Raw genomic sequence first — 20507 nt, forward strand, 5'->3', positions numbered from 1 at the left:
GGCTCCTGTCGTCGGCTGCGTCTAAGATACTTTAACGTGCAGCTAAATCAGTCGGACAGGGAAGAGCCGTTCGCCGAGAGCGATCACGTCGACCGCGTACGGGAACAGTGGCGCCAACAGTGGCCCGAGCTGGACACCGGTCCACTCGGCGTGGTCGGCAGAGTCGGCCGGTTGCGCGAGTTTTTCGACCGGCGGCTGGAGGAGTTCTTCGGCGCGTACGGCCTGACCAGGCAGGCCTGGGACGTGCTCGCCGCCTGCCGCCGCGCCGGCCGGCCGTACGAGCTGACGCCGTCGGCGCTGAGTGCCGCGCTGATGCGCACGTCCGGCGCGGTCACGCACACCCTGCAGCGGCTGGAGTACGCCGGCCTGGTCACCCGCGTGCCGAGCGCGACCGACCAGCGCAGCCTGTTGGTGCGGCTCACGCCGGCCGGCAAGCGGCTGGTCGACAAGGTCGCGCCGAAACACCTGGAAAACGAACGGAAGCTGCTGTCCACATTGGACGAAAGCGAACAGGAGGCGCTGGCAAACCTGCTCAAACGCCTCCTGTTCGCACTGGAAAACCCTAGTCGGTGAGCTTCAGGATCTGGTCGTCGTCGGGTCGCGGCGTGCCGCGGCCGTCGGTGTTGTTGGTGATGATCCACAGCGAGTTGTCCGGCGCGACGACGACATGGCGCAGCCGGCCGAACTCGCCGGCGTGCAGCGCGACCGGCGTGCCGGCCGTGCCGTCCGCCTTGAGCGGCACGCGATAGAGCTTCTGGCCGCCGAGGCAGGCCAGATACGCGTCGTCGCCGCGGATCGCCAGGCCGCTCGGCGACGCGTCGCTGGTGGGCCAGGTGACCAGCGGGTTGACGAACCGCGGGTCGTCGCCGGTGCCCTCGACGATCGGCCAGCCGTAGTTTTTGCCGGCCTGGACGCGGTTGAGCTCGTCGAACCGGTTCTGGCCGAACTCGCTCGCGTACAGCTGCTGGCCGCGCCACGCCAGTCCCTGCACGTTGCGGTGGCCGAGCGAGTAGACGACCGAGCCGGCGAACGGATTTCCGGCCGACGGCTGGCCGTCCGGCGTCATCCGGAGGATTTTCCCGCCCAGATAAGCGACATCCTGCGCTCGGTCGGACTGCGTGGCGTCGCCGGTGCCGGCGTACAACTGGCCGTCCGGGCCGAAAGCGATCCGGCCGCCGTTGTGGATGGCGGCTTTCGGGATGCCGGTGAGGATCGGCCGCGGCTGCTCGCCGAGCTTGAAGCGCGCGATCCGGTTGTCCTGCGCGGTCGTGTAATAGACGTAGATCAGCTGCGACTGCGCGAAATCCGGGGGCACGGCGATGCCGAGCAGGCCGCTCTCGGACTGGTGTACGACGTCGGCGATGCGGGCGACCTCGGTCACCTTTCCGTTGGCCAGCCGCAGGATCCGGCCGCTGTCGCGCTCGGTCAGCAACGCGTTGCCGTCCGGCAGGAACGCCAGCCCCCACGGCGCGTTGAGGCCGGTGACGATCGGTGTCGCGGCCAGCGTCCGTGGTCCGGCGCAGGCCACCGTTGGGGCGGCCATCGCCGCGGCTCCTCCGACGACCGCCGCGAGTACGCCGCGCCGGCTCAGTCCCCGTCCGTCCATGTGTGCCTCCAGGTCAATGAGGTTTGCGACAAATCTTGCCGAATCAGGACCAAAGATGGTAACCCGGTTGGCCGCATCCGGCACCGTACGCTCCGGCCGGCTAGGGTCGAGTCATGGCTGACTTTGCGACATCTGGCAAAGAAAAATCGCTTGACGCGTTTTTGGCCGCATTGGACGCGTCGGGTCAGGAGATGCACACGTTGATGTTGCTGCGGCACGGCGAGGTCGCGTTGGCCGCGGAATGGTCGCCGTACCGGCTCGACGACCGCCAGCTGCTTTTCTCGATTTCCAAGAGCTTCACCTCGATCGCGGTCGGCCTGGCGATCGACGCCGGCCTGTTGTCGCTCGACGACCCGGTCCTGGCGTTTTTCGAGCCACCGGAGAAGGTCGGCGACAACCTGGCCGCGATGCGGATCTGGCACTTGCTGACGATGACGACCGGCCACGACGAGGACACGATCGGCCGGATCCACGGCGACAACGCCGTGCGGGCGTTTCTCGCGCTCGACGTCGAACACGAGCCGGGCAGCCACTTCGTCTACAACACCGGCGCCACGTACGTGCTGTCGGCGATCCTCCAGAAGGTGACCGGCGAGTCGTTGCTGAGCTATCTGTGGCCGCGGCTTCTCCAGCCGCTGCAGGCAACCGAGGCGACCTGGGAAGTGCTGGACGGCATCGTCGCCGGCGGCTTCGGCCTGAGCGTACGCACCGAGACCGTGGCCCGGTTTGGCCAGCTTCTCCTGCGACGCGGCCAATGGCGGGACCAGCAGCTGGTGCCGGCCGAGTGGATCGACGCGGCCACCGCGAAACAGGTGCCGACGCTCAACCGCGAGCCGGGGGACTGGCAGCAGGGATACGGATTCCAGTTCTGGCGGTGCCGGCATGGCGCCTATCGCGGCGACGGTGCCTTCGGTCAGTTCTGTGTCGTTTTCCCGGACCACGACGCCGTCCTCGCGATCACCGGTGGCGGCGAAAACATGCAGCAGACGCTCGACATCGTCTGGCAATATCTGTTGCCGGCGCTGCAAGGCGACGAGGTGCTTTCCCTGCAGCGCCTGGAAATCCGGCCGCCAGCCGGTCCGCCGCCGCGCCCCGGCGACGGCCGCACATACGATTTCGTGGAAAACGACGCCTTTCTGCGGTCCATACGCCTCGATCCGGACGGCAGCGGCACGTTCACCTTCGCAGCCAATGGTGCGACCAACGAGGTCGTGTTTCGCGCCGGCGGCTGGCGGGAGGCGGTGGACCCGCTCGACTGGCGGCCGATCGAAGGCGACTCCAGCGATCCGGCCAACCGGCTGGTGACCAGCGCGTACGGCGACGGCGACAGCTTCGTCGCGACGATGCGGCCGCTGTCCACGCCGTTCGTCTACACGTTCGTCTGCCGGGCCGCCGGCGACCGCATGGTGGTGGACGTACGCGTCAACGTTTCCTTCGGCCCGACCGAATTCACTCTCACGTCGAGCTAGAGTGGCCGCTTGGCACCCGTATAGGCCGCGATCAGATCGTCGAGGATGTGGCTCGCGCTGTAGTAGTTTGCCGCGTTCCAGTAGTCGAAGTCGACGCTGAACACGCGGTGCGCGCGTACGCCGGCCAGTCCTGTCCACAGTGGACTGGAGCTGATCGCGGCGACCGTACCACCCTGGCTGACGTTGGCCAGCACGAAAATCGTGTCGCCGTCGACCAGGTCGAGCTGTTCGGGACCGGTCGTGCGGAAGTCTTTGCCTTTGTCCGGTTGCCGTTGCGCGGCAGGTCGCGGGATGCCGACATCGGCGACGACGGATCCGGGGAAGGACGCCGGAGTCTCGATGCGAAACTCGCTCGTGCCCTGCACGCGCACCAACGACACCGGCTTTCGTGCTCGGTTTCCCAACGCCGCCTTGGCTTTGGCGACCCGCTGCTGATAGCTCGCGACAACTCCGGCGCCGTTGCCGCCGAGGACGCCGGCGACATCGCTGAAATGCTGGCGCCACGAGCTGTTCCCGGCCCACGGAAGCAGCACGACCGGCGCGATTTTTCCCAGTGTCTCGCGGATCCCGGTCTGCTTGCCGTTGGCGGTCGCAGCGCCGATGATCAGGTCCGGCCCGAGTTTGGCGATTTTCTCCAGGTTGATGTCGTTGGCCGCGGTGTTGGAGATGACCGACAGCTGGTCGACCGGATAGCCAGCCGGAAGATATGGCATCAGGTCGGCGACTTTCCTGGTCGGGTCGGCGACCGTGCCGACCGGCCGGAAACCGAGTGCGACCGCTGCCGCGAGCGTCGGTTTCCACAACACGACAACGCGTTTCGGCTTGGCCGGGATCGACACCGGACCGTTGGCGCTGTCGACCGTACGCTTCGCGGCGTCGCCGGCGGCGCTCTGCTGGCCGCCGCAGCCGGTCGCGACGAGCGCGAGAACGGCAAGCGTGGCAATGAAAATCCTAGCTGACGGCAATGTGGTGCCTTTCCAGGTCACGGACGATTCCGGGACGACAGCGGTCCTGTCGTACGCCGTCGGGGATGTGCGGACACGTCTTGCAGTAGGCGGTGGTGTCGGTCAGCTGACCGACCCGGAGGCCGGTTTCCCGGTATTTCAGGCAACAGGTTCCTTTCACCGTGAACGGCTCGTGCTGGCCGGCGGACAACGCCACCGGCACGCACCTCGGACGTTTTGGCCGCACCGGCCGGATCCGCTCCTCGATCAGGCCGTTCAACGTCTCCACCTGATGCCACGTGTCCGATCGCGACACGTCGCCAATGCGCGCGACAAGCATCGAGGTGGCGCCGACCATGTCCAGCAGTCCACCCCACATCGGACCGAGGCCATAGCGACCCGACCGCCGCAGACCCTGGTAGATCGGCGTGAAAACCTGGCAAAGTTGGTCGGCCACACGCGGAAGCCGCGCCGGCTCGTACGCGTCCGCGTCGATTGCCAAAGCGTCGAAGCTGGCTCCGTCGCGATGCACGAAGAACCGCTCGGCGGTGGCCACCGGCAGACAGTTTTCCAAGTGCAGCAAGGCCATCAGCGGTCGTACGACCCGGGCTGCCAGATGCAGCGCGACGCGAGCCGTCGCCACATTGGCAGCGCGGGCACGCGCCCCGATCCACCGCTCCAGCACGCGCGGGTCGGCCGCCTCCGCCAACGGGATCCAACCGGCACCACTCGGCTGTCCGGCCCGGAACGCGAGCCGCGGATCCAGTCGCGACAGCCGGTCGGCCGCATCTCCAAGGCTCACGTTCCACCACGTTCGTCAGACTGTCAGATAAAGTAAGGCTAGCCTATCTATCTGGTGAAGTCGTACGCCCTCTCCGGCAACGGTGGGGTCGGCTGAGAGGCGGTTGGAGGCGATTCGTTATCCTGCTCAAGGCCGGTCAGCGGGGGCTGCCTGGCGCGTACAACTGAACACTCCTGGCAGGTTGCCCGAGCGGTCAAAGGGAGCGGTCTGTAAAACCGTCGCGTAAGCTACGTTGGTTCGAACCCAACACCTGCCACCATCCTTCATTCGGCTCCTGAGCTGGCACGATGCCGGTCAGGAGCCGTTGTGCGTGTGCGGTGATGACGATCAGGCGGACCGGTCGCGGGGTCGGTCCGAGCGGAAGGAGTGACGCAGGTGGCGGATCCGTCTTTCGACGTGGTGAGCAAGGTCGACCGGCAGGAGGTCGACAACGCGGTCAACCAGGCGTCCAAGGAGCTGACCAACCGGTTCGACTTTCGCGGCACCGACGCGTCGGTGAGCTGGACCGGCGAGGAGGCCCTGACCATCGGCGCCTCCACCGAGGAGCGGGTGAACGCGGCGCTGGACGTGTTCAAGGAGAAGCTGATCAAGCGCGGCATCAGCCTCAAGGCACTGGACGCCGGCGAGCCGGCCGTGTCCGGCAAGGCGTACAAGATCAAGGCGACGATCGTGCAGGGGATCTCCTCGGAAAACGCCAAGAAGATCGCCAAGGCCGTACGCGACGCGGGGCTGAAGGGCGTACAGGCGCAGATCCAGGGTGACCAGCTGCGGGTCAGCGGCAAGAAGAAGGACGACCTGCAGGCGGTCATCTCGCTGCTCAAGGAAGCCGACTTCGGCATCGCACTGCAGTTCACGAACTACCGCTGAGTCCTGCTCTGACGAGGTTGTCGACCCCGACACGGTTGCCGCCTCAGCGGCGGCGGCCGGCCATTTCTTCGAGGCGGCGGATGCGCGACTCCATCGGTGGATGAGTGGAGAACAGCGACGTCAAGCCGCCCGCGCGGAACGGGTTGGCGATCAGCAGGTGGCTGCTGGACACCAGGCTGGACTGCTCCGGCAGCGGCAGTGACGCGGCCCCCATCTCGATCTTGCGCAGCGCGCTCGCCAGCGCCAACGGATCACCGGACAGCCGCGCGCCGTCGGCGTCGGCCTCGTACTCGCGCGACCGGCTGATCGCCATCTGCACCACCAGCGCTGCGATCGGGCCGAGCACCAGCATCAGCAGGCTGACCAGGGGATTGGGTCGGTCGTCGTCGCCGGCCGAGCCGATCGGGATGAACCACGCCAGGTAGCCGAGGTAGGTGATGATGCTGGCCAGCGCGGCGGCGACCGACGACGTGAGGATGTCGCGGCTGTAGACGTGCGACAGCTCGTGGCCGAGCACCGCTCGCAGCTCGCGTTTCTCCAGGATGTGTACGATCCCCTCGGTCACGCAGACGGCAGCGTGCCGCGGGTTGCGGCCGGTGGCGAAGGCGTTCGGCTGGTTGGTGGGGCTGATGTAGAGCCGCGGCATCGGCTGCCGCGCGGCGGTCGCCAGCTCGCGGACCATGGAGTAATACCAGGGGGCCTGCGCCTCGCTGACCGGATACGCGCGCATCGACCGGAGCGCGATCTTGTCGGAGTTGAAATAGCTGATGCCGTTCACCGCGAGCGAGATGACCAGCGCGACCAGCAGTCCGGTGGTGCCACCGACCAGATAGCCGGCGAGCAGGATGATGCCGGTCAGCAAGCCCAGCAGCACCGCGGTCTTCAGACCGTTGTGATGGCGGTGCACGGCCCCCTCCTGCGATGTGCACGATGTCCTGCGCCTGTGGAACGTCTTACCCGTCGGCGGTCGTTCCCTAACGGGAAGTGCCGATTCCGACGGATAGGCAGTATGTCGGTCGCCGGGGTAGTTTCGCAGCACGGGAGCAGTCACGTAAGTCACCAGAAGGCGGCGAAACTCACGCCAACCTTTACGACCCGTCAGGCGTCTGAAGAGTGAAGCACAACGACAACTCAAGATCGCGGCCATCGACTGGCCGCCACGGACCAGGCCCATCCGCCGCATTCCCTCTTACTCCCTCGTGCGGCGGATGGGTCTGCTTTCGTTTCGTACGCACGGAGGACACCTTCGCATGCCCGACCTGAGCTACCACCGGGACAAGCCGCTCAACCTCACGATCGCGCCGGTCGCCGAGCGGCCCGGAGCGGTGATCGCCGAGTGCCGATTCGACAACGCCGAAGGCGGGCCGGTGGACGCGTATCTCGTCACGCCCGTCGACGGCGAGCCGCGCGCTGGCGTGATCTATCAGCACTCGACCGGCGGCCGCGCCGCGTTCCTGGCCGAGGCCGTGCAGGTGGCGCAGGCCGGCGGCATCGCCCTCACGCTGCCGGTCACCTACCAGGCCTCCGGCGACCAGGTGGCGATGATCCGCCAGTCGATCCTCGCGATCCGCCGCGGTGCGGACATCCTGCTGGAGCGTACGGACCGCATCGGTGCGGTCGGTCACAGCGCCGGCGCGATGATGATGGGGGTGGCTGCCGGCATCGACCGGCGGTTCGCCTGCGTCGTCCTTGACGTAGGCCTGTCCGGCCTGAGCTTCCATTACCGCGACAGCACCCATCCGGCCATCCAGGGCCTGCGCGCGTCCTACGGCGAGAGGCTTCCGCAGTTGCTCGCCGACATCGCGCCGTACGACGCGGTGCACTTCATCGCCGACGCGGCGCCGACACCGCTGCTCTTCCAGGCATCTCGGTTCGACATCGGTGTCAGCGAGTCCGAGTACGAGGACTTCTTCGCCGCCGCCAAGGAGCCGAAACGGCTGGTCTGGTACGACGGCGGCCACGAGCTCACCGATGTGAGGTGGACGGCCGACCGGGTCGGGTTCCTGGCCGAGCACCTGGATCTGCCTGATCTGCCGCGGATCCTGGCCGAAAGGCTTTCGTGAGTCGCGGCGCGCGCGGATAGGCTTTCCAGTCGTGCGATCCGTCGACCTGCGGGACACGCCGGACGGGCCGGTCGTGGAGATGATCGACCAGACCCAGCTGCCGGACCGGCTGGTGACGCTCACCTGCCGGACGGCCGCCGAGGTCACCGCGGCCATCGCCAGGCTGTCGGTACGCGGCGCGCCGGCGATCGGCGTGGCCGGCGCGATGGGCGTCGCCCTGGCCGCCTGGCACGGACGTGCGGTCGAGGCCGAGGTCGACCAGCTCCGCAACGCCCGGCCGACGGCGGTCAACCTGGCCCGTGGCGTCGACCGTGCCGCGGCCGCGTTGACGGACGGCTATCCGGCCGTACGCGACGCGGCGCTGGCATTGCGCGACGAGGAGGAGGCGGCGAGCGCGGCGATGGCGACGCTCGGCGCCAACCTGGTCGGTGAGTTGCTTGGCGACCGATCGGCGCTCGTGCTCACACACTGCAACACCGGAGCGCTCGCGACGACCGGCGACGGCACCGCGCTTGCGGTCGTACGCGAGCTGCATCGCCGGCGGCGGCTGGCCGGCGTCATCGCCAGCGAGACGCGGCCGCTGCTGCAAGGTGCCCGGCTGACGGGCTGGGAGCTCGCGTCTTTTGGTGCGCCATACCGGATCGCGGTCGACGGCGCCGGTCCGTTTCTGCTGGCCCGCGGCGAGGCCAACGTCGTCCTGCTCGGCGCCGACCGGGTTTGCGCGAACGGTGACGTCGTCAACAAGGTCGGCACGTACGCGCACGCACTCGGTGCGCGGCGGGCCGGCGTGCCGTTCGTCGTGGTGGCGCCGGAGTCCACTGTGGACCGTGCGACCGCGACCGGCGCGGAGGTGTCCATTGAGGACAGAGACCCTGCCGAGGTGCTGCTGTTCGCCGGTCGTACGGTGGCACCGGCCGGCGCCGCGGCGGTGAACCCGGCTTTCGACGTGACGCCGGCGGAGTTGGTCACCGCGTTGGTCACCGACCGGCGCGTGGTTCGCTACGACCGCGGAGACGTTCTGTGAGGTTCCAGGCCAGATGGGTGGTGGCCGGCGACCGCGCCGGTACGGTTTTTCCGTACGGTGTCGTCGATGTCGACGACTCCGGCCGGCTCGGCTATGTCGGTCCGGCCGACGGCGCACCAGCGGCCGACGGGTTGGTCACCGATCTCGGCGGCGCGCTGATTCCGGGCCTGGTCAACACGCACTGCCATGCGCCGATGACGCTTTTTCGTGGCGTGGGCGAGGGTTTGCCGCTGGACCGCTGGTTGCGCGAGGAGATGTGGCCGCGCGAGGCACGGCTCACCGCCGACGACGTACGTGCCGGGATGTCATTAGGCAGCGCCGAAATGCTGCGCTGTGGCGTGACGACCAGCACCGAGATGTATTTCCATCCGGACGCGATGATCGCCGCCGTCCACGAGTCCGGTGCGCGGTTGGTCGCCGCGGCGCCGCTGCTCGGCGTGCCGGGACGGTCCAGTTTGGACAGTCAGCTCGCCGACGCCTTGGACCACGCCGATCGATATCGCGACGACCCTCGCGTACAGATCGCGCTCGGACCGCATTCCGCCTACACCGTGCCGATTCCGTTTCTGACCACGGTCGCGCAGGAGGCCAAGGCGGCCGACGTACTGGTGCACACACATCTTTGCGAAACGAGGGCCGAGGACGAAGGCATCCGCGAGAAGTACGGTGCGACGACACCGCGGGTGCTCGCCGACCATGGCGTGTTCGAGGCGCGGCTGATCGCCGCGCATTCGGTGTGGCTGACCGATGACGACATCGCGCTCTTCGCGCGTGACGAGGTGTCGGTCGCGCATTGTCCAAGCAGCAACGCGAAACTCGCGTCGGGAATGGCGCGGCTGACCGCGCTGCTGACCGCCGGCGTACGCGTCGGCCTCGGCACCGACGGTCCGGCGTCGAACAACACGCTGGACCTGTGGCACGAGATCCGGCTGGCCAGCCAGCTGGCCAAACTGTCCACAATGGACGCCACCGCGGTGCCGGCGGCGGAGGCGTTCTGGTTGGCCACCGGCGGCGGCGCGGCCGCGCTCGGCCGCGACGACATCGGCGTGCTGGAGCCCGGCCGGTGGGCCGACCTGGTGCACCTGGACACCGAGGACCTCGCGTTCGTGCCGATCGACGACCCGGCCGACCTGATCACGCACCTGGTCTGGTCGGCCGGCAGCCGGCACGTACGGGACACCTGGGTCGCCGGCCGGCCGGTGGTCACCGACGGCGTCTGCCGTACGGTCGACGTGCCGCGGCTGCGTGCGGACGTCCAGGCGAGAGCGCTGCGTCTCGCTCGAAAGTGATCTGCGTCACATAATTGGTCGGCAACCGGCTCACGCCGGGGTGCGTCTCTTCATACGAAAGGCGATGCAGATCCTCCTTTAGTCAGGGCCGATCACCGCCTGCGGACGGATGTTTTTCGGGTCGGCCGCCACGACGATTGATTCAGTGGCAAAGGCAGGAGAGGACATGACGGGGGCAGCGACAAGCGTCGGTGGCGGGACACGGCTGCGGCGACCGCCGATTCAGCGAGGCGCCGCCGTGCGATCGGTCGACCGCGTGCCGGAGGCGGAGAGCCCGCGCCGCGCGGCCGTGTTCGCCTCGGCCGTACGCGAGTGGATCGCCGTCGCCGCGTGCTCGGCGGCGCTGGTCGCCGTGCTCCTGCAGCTCTACCTGTCCGACGGACCGGCCACCGAGGCCTTGATGCCCGAGTGGGTCCCGTCGGTCGCCGTGCTGATCGGCCTGCTGGCCGCGCTGACCGTGAAGTCCGCCGACCGGCTGTTGCCGCGCCGCTTCGTCCTCGGCTTCGGCTGGCTGTCCACCGGTCTGCTGGTCTGGACGGCCGGCTGCCTGGTCGGCGACGGTTTCCGGCTGGTGCACGCCGCGCCGGCGCCGGTCGTCTGGGGTGGCGTGCTCGTGCACGGCCTGGCGCTGTTCGCGGCCGCCGCGCTGGCCGGCCGTACGTCCGCCTACCAGCGCACCAAGGCCGGCGCCCAAGACCTCTGAGAGGTCCCTATCTGCGCGGCCTCTAAGCCGGCACGATCAGCAGGTCGGGCACGACCTTCTGCAGCGCGGCCCCCTTGTCGGTGAGCACCGGCCAGCCACGCTCGCGGCCGAGGTAGGCGACGTGGGCTGCGGTGCGGTCGCCGCCGGTCCACTCGCAGTACTGGCTCATAGCGGCACCGGGCACGTCGGAACGGTCGTGCAGCCAGGTGGCCGGCTCGGAGAGCAGCCGCGCCAGCGCGGGGCCACCGTCGGGACGCACGTCGTACGCGTCGTACAGTGCGCTGTCCGGCACCAGCAGGGTCAGCGCGTGTTTTCGGGCCACTCTCAGGACGGATTCGGCGTAGACAGTGCGATCGGCAAAGGACGTCAGCGCGGCAACATTCAGGATCCAACCGCCGATGTGACCGATCACGCCGCCATCACTCTGCCTCCGTCCGCGCGGTTTCGCCGGGGGTCGGTCAGAGACCGGCACCTGTGGCGATCACGTACGTCAGCCTAGAGCGCTCGCCCGTTCGGGGAGAAGGGTAGGGACCATGACGCGCCGAGAGTGGCCGTGATAGTGGGTCCGCCCCGGGTGACGGAAAGTAATCCCAGCTAGCGACTGTGTTTTGCGCGTTTTGGTATGGACCTGCGGTACGCTCTGAAACGACTTAAGCGACAAACCGCGCAAGCGTCTCGGACCGTTCGGTGCGTGGCCACTGTGGGTCGCCGGTAATGGGATGTTTGCCGGATACCCGCGGTCAGCCGAACGGCTGATCCTGCTTGCGCGAGCCATCTTTCGTGCGAAGATAAAGGAGGCCATGGGGTTGCCCCTGGTCTTCGGTCGCCGTGGTGGCGGCGGTCGCCGTAGGTAGTCGCTGGGGGCAGAGGATGAGCAATATCGCCAGGCACTGGCTGTTGGTGGCCGTCGCGTTCGTCGCGGTCGCCGTCGCCGCGCTCACGCTGACGGCCGTCGTCAGCATCGCTACGCATCCGGTGGTGTCGACGCACGCCGCCGTGAGCAACCTGGGAATCACCGATGGCGCTGGTTGGGGTGTCGCGCCAAACAACGACGGCGCAGGCTGGGGCTAAAGCGGGTGGACCACCGCTGAGCTGCTCGAGCGCTGCACAGGAGAGGCCGTAGGGTGGCTCGTGCCTCATCGCGTGTACCGGCACCGCGCGGCTCACGTCCGTGGCGGATCGCGCCGGTCGCCGCGGTGCTCCTGCTCGTCACGCTGGCCGTCTACGTCCCCCGCGCGATAGCCGGCGACTTCGCTCTCGGCAGCCTGCCCATCCTCGGTGCCGTTTTCGTCGTCTTCCTGATCTGCGAGGCCACCCAGCTGCGCCTGCAGCTGCGCCGGCAGCTCACCACCGTCTCGCTTTCCGAGGTCGCGCTCGTCATCGCGCTGTTCGTGCTGCCACCGCTGGGCATCCTGGTGGCCCGGCTGGCCGCGGCGATCATCCTGTTCGCCATCCGCCGCGTCGACGTCGCCAAAGGCGTCTACAACGCGCTGACCTTCGCCGCCGAGGTGTCGCTCGCGGTCGCCGTCTTCCTGAAGATCGGCGTCACCGACCCGACCGAGCCGGTCGGCTGGATCGCGGCGTACGCGGCCGGTGGCACCGCCACCTTCACCGGGCTGCTGGCGATCGTCGGCGTCATCTTCCTCGTGCAGACGCTGCCGATCACCCGGCTGGTCCGCGAGGTCGCGCCGACGGTGATGCTGAGCGGCCTGCTCAACATCACCATCGGCCTGGTCGTCCTCATCGTGCTGCGGACCAGTCCGTACGCGCTGTTCCTGCTGATCGTGATCGGCGCGGTCGTCGTCCTCGGCTACCAGACGTACGCGCGCTTCGTCCGCCAGAACAAGAGCCTCACCGACCTCTACGAGTTCACCGCCGCCGTCGCCGCCGCCCGCCAGCACGGCGCGATCGCCGACGTGCTGCTGACGCATTCGCGCGAGCTGCTCGACGCCGAGGCGGCCACGCTGTGGATCCCGGCCGAGCGGCGTTATCCGGAGGTGCGGCTCACCTCGCGGGTCGACGCCGTCGGTGTGATGGACGAGGTGGCCAGCGAGGCCAACGCCGGCGACGCGATCGAGCGGGCCGTGCTGGCGACCGGCGAGACGCTGCACCTGGCGCGGCGTGCGCGTATCGCCGACGACGACATCCGCCAAGCCGTGTACGAGCGGCAGATCGACGACCTGATCGCCGTGCCACTGCGCTCCGGCGACGCCGTCGTCGGCTGCCTGGAGGTCGTCAACCGGCTCGGCGACCTCGAACATTTCAAGCGCGAAGACGTACGGCTGATGGAGACGCTCGGCGCGCACGCCGCGGTCGCGGTGGAGAACTCGCGGCTGATCGACCGCCTCCGCCACGACGCCTACCACGACTCGCTGACCGGCCTGCCCAACCGGCGCCGGCTCACCTCCGCGATCGTCGAAGCCCTCGGCGTACGCCCGGCGCCCGGAGAGGTCGTCGCGCTGCTCTACCTCGACCTCGCCGGTTTCCGCGACGTCAACGAAACGCTCGGACACGAGGTCGGCGACAAACTGCTCGTCGAGGTCGCCAACCGGCTCTCCAGCCGCGCGCCGGACGGCGCGCTGGTCGCCCGGGTCGGCGGCGACGAGTTCGCCGTACTGTCCAGAGTGGACGGTGCCGATTCCGCGATGGCGATGGCGGTCGCGCTGCAGTACGTGCTGACCGAGGCGAGCGGCATCGACGGCGTGCCGTTCGACGTCACCAGCTCGGTCGGCATCGCGCTCTTCCCCGACCACGCCTCCGACGCCGAGGTGCTGCTGCAGCGCGCCGAGGTGGCGCAGCGCGCGGCCGTCCGCAACCCGCGTGGCGTACAGGTCTACAGCGCGCCGCTGGAGTCGCGCAGCCTCGCACGCATCGGTCTGGCCGGTGACCTGCGGCGCGCGATCGAGCTCGGCGCGCTCAGCACCCACTTCCAGCCGAAGGTGGCGCTGTCCAACGACCGGCTGGTCGGCGTCGAAGCGCTCGTACGCTGGAACCACGCCGACCGCGGCCTGGTCTCGGCCACCGACATCGTGCCGGTCGCCGAGCAGTCCGGCCTGATCGTCCGGCTCACCATCGAGGTGCTCAGCCAGTCGCTCATCCAGCTCGCCACCTGGCGCGCCGAAGGCCGCCAGCTCGACCTCGCGGTCAACCTGTCGCCGCGCTGCCTGGTCGACGTCGACTTCCCCGTCGAGGTCGCCGCGCTGTTGGAAGAGCACCAGATCAACCCGGGCGACCTCACCCTGGAGATCACCGAAGGCGGCCTCGCCGCCGACGACGAACGGCCCCTGCCGGCGCTGCAGTCGCTGCGCGACCTCGGCATCCGGCTGTCCCTTGACGACTTCGGCACCGGCTACTCGTCGCTGTCCTACCTGCGCCAGCTGCCGGTCGACGAGATCAAGATCGACAAGTCGTTCGTCCTCGGCATGGCCACCGACCCCGGCGACCTCGCGATCGTACGGTCGATCATCGACCTGGCCCGCAACCTCGGCATCACCGTGGTCGCCGAAGGCGTCGAGACCGAGATGACCCTCAACCTGCTCCGCGACATCGGCTGCGACATCGCCCAGGGCTTCCTGTTCTCCCGGCCACTGCCATCCGAACGCCTCGACTCCTGGATGGCGGCCCGCACCGAACCCACCGGCGAAGGCAGCATCCGCGGCCTCCGCGTCGTACGCCTCTGACCGCGACCGCCAACCCGTTTCACAGCCCGCGAACCGGCCCTGTATCCTCGTACCTGGTCCTGATGCAGGGCCTCGTTCGGCCCCTTTAGCTCAGTCGGCAGAGCGTCTCCATGGTAAGGAGAAGGTCTACGGTTCGATTCCGTAAAGGGGCTCAGAGTTAACCTCAGCGAGGAAGCTCGCTGCCAGGCGGTGTAGCTCAGGTGGTAGAGCAAGCGGCTCATAATCGCTGTGTCGCCGGTTCAAGTCCGGCCACCGCTACAGTTGATGGGTTTTCCCTGCTCGCGTAGAGCGCGAGCCGGGTCAACTTTCGCATTGCCCTGGGGGCCTGGCCCCCTGGACCCCCGCCCGTCGAGATCAGATGAGGGGCTGGCCGTGCGTTTGTTTCTGGTCGCAGGTGGGGCGGCTCGTGTTCGGGGTGGGTTTGGGGTGACGTAAGATGGAGGGCTGTTCGGCCTGTGTGCTGGACGGTTCAGTTTGACCGAGGTCCCAGTTGATGTGCGCCGGTGAGGCGTACGCACCGATGTGAAAGAGGCTCTGCGCCGTGGCTTCCACCGACGTCCGCCCGAAGATCACGATGGCTTGCGTGGAGTGCAAGAACCGCAACTACATCACCAAGAAGAACCGCCGCAACGACCCCGACCGGCTGGAGCTGAAGAAGTTCTGCCCCAACTGCTCCAAGCACACGGCACACCGCGAGACCCGCTAGCGGCGTGGGTGCGGCCGAGGACGTAGCCGGCCGGACGTACCAGACGGCCCCGTATCTGGTCAGCGCGGAGAAGATCCGCGAGTTCCGGACCGCCATCGGCGACACCGGAGACGGCGTGCCGCCGACGTTCGTCGCGGTCATCACCTTCCAGGCGCTGAACGAGGTCATCGCCGACCTCGACCTGAGCCTGCACCGGCTGCTGCACGGCGACCAGAAGTTCGTCCACCATCGGCCGGTGGCCGCCGGCGACGAGCTGGTCAGCCGTACGGTCATCGACAGCGTCCGGCGGATCTCCGGCGCGGAGATCTACGCCATCCGCACCGAGGTGTCCACGGTGGGCGGCGAGCTGGTCAGCACCGCCGCCGCGACCCTGCTGCACCGGCCGGAGGACGCCGCATGACCGCCGAGATCCCCGAGCGTACGTTCACCGTCACCCGCGCCGACCTGATCCGCTACGCCGGCGCCTCCGGCGACTTCAACCCGATCCACTGGAACGACCGCGCGGCCACCGCGCTCGGCCTCCCCGGTGTCATCGCCCACGGCATGTACACCATGGCCGTCGCCGCTCGCGCACTCACCGACTGGGCCGGCGACCCGGCCGCGGTGACCGAGTACGCGGTCAAGTTCGCCGCGCCGGTCGTCGTGCCCGACGACGACACCGGCGCCACGCTGACCGTCTCCGGACGGGTCACCAAGGAACTCGACGATGGCCGCGTCCAGGTCGACCTCACGGTCACCGTCGACGGCGAGAAGGTCCTCAACCGCGCCAAAGCCGTCGTACGACCCCCGGCGTAAACACGCGACCATCCAGGGGCGACCGAAGTGTGACTGATGCGGCTTTTCCTAGCGGACGCCTTCCATGTGCCGCGCGATCCACGGCGTCAGGAAATAGAGCACGACACCGACCAGGATCGCGCAGACGCCGACGATCGCGAAGTACGCGACCTCCGTCGACGCGCTGTAGAAGCCGACGATCTGCGCGCTGATGCCCTGCGCGGCCGCGTCGGACAGGAACCACAGCCCCATCGTCTGTGACGCGAACGCGGCCGGCGCGAGCTTCGTGGTCGCCGACAGGCCGACCGGCGACACCAGCATCTCGCCGACGATGACGATGAAGAAGCTGCCGATCAACCAGAACGGGCTCACCTTGGCGCTGGTGCCGTAGAGCAGGCCGGGCAGGGTCAGCAGCAGGTACGACAGACCCGCGAAGGCGACACCGTATGCGAACTTCCGCGGCGTCGACGGCTGCCGGTCGCCGAGTTTGGTCCAGGCCCAGGCGAAAATCGGCGCCAACACGATCACCCAGAGCGGGTTGATGCTCTGGAAAAAGGCCGGCTGCAACGTGATCCCGCCGACGTGCAGGTCCGTACGCTTGTCGGCGAAGATCGCCAGCACCACCGAGCCCTGCTCCTCGATGAGCCAGAACACCACCGCGGTGATGAACAGCGGGATGTACGCGCGCAGCCGCGACTTCTCGACCGCGGTCGTACGGGGACTGCGCAGCATCACGGTGAAGTAGGAGATCGGCAGCAGGATGCTCAGCACGCTGACCGCGTTGACCAGCGTGTCCACCGTGAGCAGGTGGAAGAAGCCGGCGGCCGCCACCAGGATCACCAGCACACACAGGCCGATACCGAGGTTGCGCAGCACCGAGCCGAGGTTGTCGGAGTTCAGCGGCGCCGACGGCTTGGCGCTGCGGTCGCCCAGCAGGCGCCGGGTGAAGAAGTACGTGACCAGGCCGATCGCCATGCCGACGGCGGCACACACGAAGCCGACGTGGAAGTTCGTGGCGCCGTACACCGCGCCGACCACCAACGGCGCCAGGAACGCGCCGGCGTTGATGCCGATGTAGAAGATGCTGAACCCGGCGTCGCGCCGCTGGTCCCTCTCGTCGTACAGGTCGCCGACGACCTTGGACACGTTGGTCTTCAGCAGGCCGGTGCCGAGGATGATCAGCAACAGCGCGACATAGAGCGCCGGCTGGCCGCCGAACGGGATCGACAGTGTGATGTGGCCGAGCATGATGATCACGCCGCCGGTGAGCACCGCGCGCTGGTTGCCGAGCACCCGGTCGGCGATCCAGCCGCCGACCACCTGGCTCATGTAGATCAGCGCACCGTAGATCGACACCAGCGCGGCGGCGGTCGCCTGCGGGATCGCCAGGCCGCCTTTGGTGGTCTCGTAGTACATGTAGAAGAGCAGGATCGCCTTCATGCCGTAGTACGAGAAACGTTCCCAGAACTCGGTGGTGAACAGCGTGGCCAGGCCGAGCGGCTGGCCGAAGAACCTGGTGTCGCGTTCGGCTGATTCCGCCTGCGCGCTCAAGACAGACCTCACTTTCCGATGACTTTTGCGCACCCTATTGCGGTCATAACCACCTCCGCAGGCGGAAACTGGGTAGTTATCACAATGTGACCGGCGGGTCGTACGCGAAATCGCCGCCGCGGCCGCCGCCGGACGCGCGCGGCTGGGTCGGGGGGTGCGGATTTCCAGAGCCGCGACCCCGTCCCGTACACTGGCGCACTGGGCCTTATCGGCCGCTGCCCCGGCATGCCTGAAGGGGTGGCTGCGCCGAGCTGGCCCGTAGGGGTGTGGCGCAATTGGTAGCGCAGCGGTCTCCAAAACCGCAGGTTGCAGGTTCGAGTCCTGTCGCCCCTGCACTGTTGGGTCACGGCCGGAACAATGCAGTGGGCGAAGGCCTGGAACAAAGCAGGTGGCACCGGCCGTTGCCCGGTGGGGTAACCGACGATTGGAAGAGGCGAGCGTGGCGAAGGGCAAAGGCTCCGCACCGGCCGACGACGAGGCTGACGCGGTGCTGCCGGACGACACCGACGAGGTCGAGCTCGACGACGCCGACGAGGCGGACAGCCGCTCGCGGGGTCGCAAGTCGGACGCCAAGTCCGACAGGAACGCCGACAAGAAGACCCGGCCGGCCGGCCGGCGCGGCAACCCGGTCAGCTTCCTGCTGCGGTTCGTCCGCGAGGTGGTCGCCGAGCTGCGCAAGGTCATCTGGCCGACCCGCAAGGAGCTGATCACCTACACGGCGGTCGTGGTCGTCTTCCTGATCGTGATGACCGGCCTGGTCGCGCTGCTGGACCTCGGGTTCGCTCGGTTGGCGCTGATCGTCTTCGGCGGCACCGCCGGCACCGGCACGACCGGAAGCTAGCCCAGCGCGGCGCCTGCCGCACATGGTCATCGAAATGAGTAAGGCTGAGTAAGGCAATGTCGAACCAGGAAGAGAGCGATCGCGTGTCCGAGCTGGACGAGGCCGTCGAGGCTGCCGAGGTGGCCGACGCCGGGACCGCCAGCGGCCAGACCGGCGAGGCCGTCGAGGCGACCGAGGCGGCCGAGCCGAAGGACGCCGAGACCGAGCTGGACCCGGTCGAGGAGCTGCGCCAGCAGCTGCGGATCGCTCCCGGCGAGTGGTACGTGGTGCACTCGTACGCCGGCTATGAGAACAAGGTCAAGACCAACCTGGAGAGCCGCATCTCCTCGTTGGACATGGAGGACTTCATCTACCAGATCGAGGTGCCGACCCAGGAGGTCACCGAGGTCAAGAACGGCAAGCGCCAGCAGGTGCAGGCCAAGGTCTTCCCCGGCTACATCCTGGTCCGGATGGAGCTCACCCCGGAGTCCTGGTCGGCCGTACGCAACACCCCTGGCGTGACCGGGTTCGTCGGCGCCACCACGCGCGCCGACCGGCCGAGCCCGCTGTCGCTGGACGAGATCGTCAAGTGGCTCGCACCGGCCGTCGAGAAGGAGCCGGCCAAGCCGCAGGTCAAGGTCGTCGACTTCGAGGTCGGCGACTCGGTCACGGTCACCGAGGGCGCCTTCGCGACCCTGCCGGCGAGCATCAGCGAGATCAACCCCGACGCACAGAAGCTCAAGGTGCTGGTGTCGATCTTCGGCCGGGAGACCCCGGTGGAGCTCAACTTCAACCAGGTCTCCAAGATCTAGTCCCCAGCCCCACCTCGATTCAGGAAGACAGACATGCCCCCGAAGAAGAAGCTCGCCGCGATCATCAAGCTGCAGATCAACGCCGGTGCCGCCACCCCGGCGCCGCCGGTCGGTCCGGCGCTGGGTCAGCACGGCGTCAACATCATGGAGTTCTGCAAGGCGTACAACGCCGCCACCGAGTCGCAGCGCGGCAACGTGATCCCGGTGGAGATCTCGGTGTACGAGGACCGCTCGTTCACCTTCGTCACCAAGACCCCGCCGGCGGCGCGGCTGCTGCTCAAGGCGGCCGGTGTGGAGAAGGGCTCGGGCGAGCCGCACCGCACGAAGGTGGCCACCGTGAGCCGCGCGCAGGTGCGCGAGATCGCCGAGCAGAAGATGGCCGACCTGAACGCCATCGACATCGAGCAGGCCGAGAAGATCATCGCCGGCACCGCCCGGTCGATGGGCATCAACGTCGGCGACTGACAGATCCACGTGGGAGGGCCACGCGCTGGCCCGCCGACCACACGTCCGAAAGGGAAACTGAAGTGAAGCGCAGCAAGGGTTATCGCAAGGCGGCCGAGCTCATCGACCGCGACCGGATCTACAGCCCGCTGGAGGCGGCGCGGCTGGCCCGGCAGACCTCGACCACCAAGTACGACGCGACCGTCGAGGTGGCGATCCGGCTCGGTGTCGACCCGCGCAAGGCCGACCAGATGGTCCGCGGCACCGTCAACCTGCCGCACGGCACCGGCAAGACCGCCCGCGTCATCGTGTTCGCCACCGGTGAGCGCGCCGCCGAGGCCGCCGACGCCGGCGCCGACGAGGTCGGCGCCGAGGACCTGATCGAGCGCATCCAGGGCGGCTGGCTCGACTTCGACGCGGCCATCGCCACTCCCGACCAGATGGGCAAGGTCGGCAAGATCGCGCGCATCCTCGGCCCGCGTGGCCTGATGCCCAACCCGAAGACCGGCACGGTCACCACCGACGTGAAGAAGGCGATCACCGACATCAAGGGCGGCAAGATCAACTTCCGGATCGACAAGCAGGCCAACCTGCACCTGGTGATCGGCAAGGCGAGCTTCGACGCGGAGAAGCTGGTGGAGAACTACGCCGCCGCCATGGAGGAGGTCAACCGGGCCAAGCCGAGCGCGGCCAAGGGGCGTTACCTGCAGAAGGTGACGTTCGCCACCACCAACGGCCCCGGCATCCCGGTCGACCCGAACCGCACGCGCAACCTCCTCGTCGACGACGAAGCCACCGTCTGACGTTTGTCGGAACGCCCCTTTCCGTGCACCGCATGCACGGAAAGGGGCGTCCCGTTTTTTTGCCGGACCCCTGCCGCGAGCGGCGCGTACGGCTGACGTATCATTGACGACGGATCCAACCGAAGACCGCTGGTTGTCGGGTCACCTGAC

The 20507-nt window shown here is 68.2% G+C and carries 22 protein-coding genes and 4 tRNA genes; 20 read left to right on the forward strand and 6 right to left on the reverse strand.

The genetic code is table 11. The features are described from left to right. Positions 1-36: 36 nt before the first annotated feature. Positions 37-573, forward strand: a complete 537-nt coding sequence (locus GNX95_RS17540) for a MarR family winged helix-turn-helix transcriptional regulator (protein ID WP_163508484.1) — start codon at positions 37-39, stop codon at positions 571-573. Here GNX95_RS17540 and GNX95_RS17545 read toward each other — a convergent pair. Further along, the gene (locus GNX95_RS17545) at positions 563-1606 is read right to left on the reverse strand and encodes a PQQ-dependent sugar dehydrogenase (RefSeq protein WP_163508485.1); all 1044 of its coding nucleotides are present in this window, start codon (positions 1604-1606) and stop codon (positions 563-565) included. The genes GNX95_RS17540 and GNX95_RS17545 overlap by 11 nt on opposite strands. A 113-nt stretch (positions 1607-1719) precedes the next feature. Here GNX95_RS17545 and GNX95_RS17550 point away from each other — a divergent pair, with 113 nt between their 5' ends. Beyond that, entirely contained in the window at positions 1720-3075 is a 1356-nt protein-coding gene (locus GNX95_RS17550) for a serine hydrolase domain-containing protein (RefSeq protein WP_163508486.1), read from the forward strand. On the opposite strand, the gene GNX95_RS17555 is transcribed toward GNX95_RS17550, so the two are convergent. Together GNX95_RS17555 and GNX95_RS17560 are read right to left on the reverse strand one after the other, a co-directional pair. Continuing rightward, the gene (locus tag GNX95_RS17555) at positions 3072-4061 is read right to left on the reverse strand and encodes an iron-siderophore ABC transporter substrate-binding protein (protein ID WP_163508487.1); all 990 of its coding nucleotides are present in this window, start codon (positions 4059-4061) and stop codon (positions 3072-3074) included. The genes GNX95_RS17550 and GNX95_RS17555 overlap by 4 nt on opposite strands. Continuing rightward, positions 4027-4821 carry a hypothetical protein gene (locus GNX95_RS17560; RefSeq protein ID WP_163508488.1) on the reverse strand — a complete coding sequence of 265 codons (795 nt, stop codon included), beginning with the start codon at positions 4819-4821 and terminating at the stop codon, positions 4027-4029. The genes GNX95_RS17555 and GNX95_RS17560 overlap by 35 nt, the downstream gene beginning before the upstream one ends. A gap of 175 nt (positions 4822-4996) precedes the next feature. On the opposite strand from GNX95_RS17560, the gene GNX95_RS17565 reads away from it, so the two are divergent. Next, positions 4997-5080 (forward strand) — tRNA-Tyr (locus GNX95_RS17565). Positions 5081-5196: 116 nt separating this feature from the next. Next, positions 5197-5688, forward strand: a complete 492-nt coding sequence (locus GNX95_RS17570; RefSeq protein ID WP_163508489.1) for a YajQ family cyclic di-GMP-binding protein — start codon at positions 5197-5199, stop codon at positions 5686-5688. Between the two features lie 43 nt (positions 5689-5731). Here the strand turns inward: GNX95_RS17570 and htpX are convergent, their stop codons facing one another. Continuing rightward, positions 5732-6595 (reverse strand): zinc metalloprotease HtpX, encoded by an 864-nt coding sequence (gene htpX / locus GNX95_RS17575; protein WP_246281667.1) that lies wholly within the window; start codon positions 6593-6595, stop codon positions 5732-5734. A gap of 343 nt (positions 6596-6938) precedes the next feature. Here htpX and GNX95_RS17580 point away from each other — a divergent pair, with 343 nt between their 5' ends. The 4 genes from GNX95_RS17580 to GNX95_RS17595 all read left to right on the forward strand — a co-directional run bounded on the left by GNX95_RS17580 (position 6939) and on the right by GNX95_RS17595 (position 10767). After that, the gene (locus tag GNX95_RS17580) at positions 6939-7751 is read left to right on the forward strand and encodes an alpha/beta hydrolase family protein (RefSeq protein ID WP_163508490.1); all 813 of its coding nucleotides are present in this window, start codon (positions 6939-6941) and stop codon (positions 7749-7751) included. Between the two features lie 31 nt (positions 7752-7782). Then, positions 7783-8775 (forward strand): S-methyl-5-thioribose-1-phosphate isomerase, encoded by a 993-nt coding sequence (mtnA, locus tag GNX95_RS17585; RefSeq protein WP_246281668.1) that lies wholly within the window; start codon positions 7783-7785, stop codon positions 8773-8775. Further along, positions 8772-10064, forward strand: a complete 1293-nt coding sequence (locus GNX95_RS17590) for an amidohydrolase family protein (protein ID WP_163508491.1) — start codon at positions 8772-8774, stop codon at positions 10062-10064. The genes mtnA and GNX95_RS17590 overlap by 4 nt, the downstream gene beginning before the upstream one ends. Positions 10065-10302: 238 nt before the next feature. Continuing rightward, positions 10303-10767, forward strand: coding sequence for a hypothetical protein (locus GNX95_RS17595; RefSeq protein ID WP_163508492.1), 465 nt, complete (start codon positions 10303-10305; stop codon positions 10765-10767). Between the two features lie 22 nt (positions 10768-10789). Here the strand turns inward: GNX95_RS17595 and GNX95_RS17600 are convergent, their stop codons facing one another. Then, positions 10790-11179: a hypothetical protein gene (locus tag GNX95_RS17600; RefSeq protein ID WP_163508493.1), complete on the reverse strand. Its 390-nt coding sequence runs from the start codon at positions 11177-11179 to the stop codon at positions 10790-10792. A 458-nt stretch (positions 11180-11637) separates the two neighbouring features. Between GNX95_RS17600 and GNX95_RS17605 the strand changes: the two genes are divergently transcribed. From GNX95_RS17605 to GNX95_RS17635, 7 genes are all read left to right on the forward strand, one after another. Then, positions 11638-11838 carry a hypothetical protein gene (locus tag GNX95_RS17605; protein ID WP_163508494.1) on the forward strand — a complete coding sequence of 67 codons (201 nt, stop codon included), beginning with the start codon at positions 11638-11640 and terminating at the stop codon, positions 11836-11838. A 53-nt stretch (positions 11839-11891) separates the two neighbouring features. Then, the gene (locus GNX95_RS17610; protein ID WP_163508495.1) at positions 11892-14447 is read left to right on the forward strand and encodes a putative bifunctional diguanylate cyclase/phosphodiesterase; all 2556 of its coding nucleotides are present in this window, start codon (positions 11892-11894) and stop codon (positions 14445-14447) included. A 79-nt stretch (positions 14448-14526) separates the two neighbouring features. Beyond that, positions 14527-14599 (forward strand) — tRNA-Thr (locus GNX95_RS17615). A 33-nt stretch (positions 14600-14632) separates the two neighbouring features. After that, a tRNA-Met gene (locus tag GNX95_RS17620) sits at positions 14633-14705 on the forward strand. A 283-nt stretch (positions 14706-14988) separates the two neighbouring features. Beyond that, positions 14989-15153, forward strand: a complete 165-nt coding sequence (gene rpmG / locus GNX95_RS17625) for a 50S ribosomal protein L33 (RefSeq protein ID WP_163508496.1) — start codon at positions 14989-14991, stop codon at positions 15151-15153. A gap of 4 nt (positions 15154-15157) precedes the next feature. Further along, complete coding sequence (locus GNX95_RS17630; RefSeq protein WP_163508497.1) at positions 15158-15553, forward strand: FAS1-like dehydratase domain-containing protein; 396 nt, start codon at positions 15158-15160, stop codon at positions 15551-15553. Further along, positions 15550-15948 (forward strand): MaoC family dehydratase, encoded by a 399-nt coding sequence (locus tag GNX95_RS17635; RefSeq protein ID WP_163508498.1) that lies wholly within the window; start codon positions 15550-15552, stop codon positions 15946-15948. The genes GNX95_RS17630 and GNX95_RS17635 overlap by 4 nt, the downstream gene beginning before the upstream one ends. Positions 15949-15996: 48 nt before the next feature. Here GNX95_RS17635 and GNX95_RS17640 read toward each other — a convergent pair whose 3' ends face one another. After that, complete coding sequence (locus GNX95_RS17640; protein WP_163508499.1) at positions 15997-17478, reverse strand: peptide MFS transporter; 1482 nt, start codon at positions 17476-17478, stop codon at positions 15997-15999. 260 nt (positions 17479-17738) lie between these two features. Here GNX95_RS17640 and GNX95_RS17645 point away from each other — a divergent pair. The 5 genes from GNX95_RS17645 to rplA all read left to right on the forward strand — a co-directional run bounded on the left by GNX95_RS17645 (position 17739) and on the right by rplA (position 20357). Beyond that, positions 17739-17811 (forward strand) — tRNA-Trp (locus GNX95_RS17645). A gap of 106 nt (positions 17812-17917) precedes the next feature. Beyond that, positions 17918-18319, forward strand: coding sequence for a preprotein translocase subunit SecE (gene secE, locus GNX95_RS17650; RefSeq protein WP_222853730.1), 402 nt, complete (start codon positions 17918-17920; stop codon positions 18317-18319). 56 nt (positions 18320-18375) lie between these two features. After that, positions 18376-19110, forward strand: coding sequence for a transcription termination/antitermination protein NusG (gene nusG, locus GNX95_RS17655; RefSeq protein WP_163508500.1), 735 nt, complete (start codon positions 18376-18378; stop codon positions 19108-19110). Between the two features lie 33 nt (positions 19111-19143). Further along, positions 19144-19575, forward strand: coding sequence for a 50S ribosomal protein L11 (rplK, locus tag GNX95_RS17660; RefSeq protein ID WP_163508501.1), 432 nt, complete (start codon positions 19144-19146; stop codon positions 19573-19575). 62 nt (positions 19576-19637) lie between these two features. After that, positions 19638-20357 carry a 50S ribosomal protein L1 gene (rplA, locus tag GNX95_RS17665; RefSeq protein ID WP_163508502.1) on the forward strand — a complete coding sequence of 240 codons (720 nt, stop codon included), beginning with the start codon at positions 19638-19640 and terminating at the stop codon, positions 20355-20357. The last annotated feature ends 150 nt before the right edge of the window (positions 20358-20507 follow it).

The sequence above is a fragment of the Fodinicola acaciae genome (assembly GCF_010993745.1).
GTDB lineage: Bacteria > Actinomycetota > Actinomycetes > Mycobacteriales > HKI-0501 > Fodinicola > Fodinicola acaciae.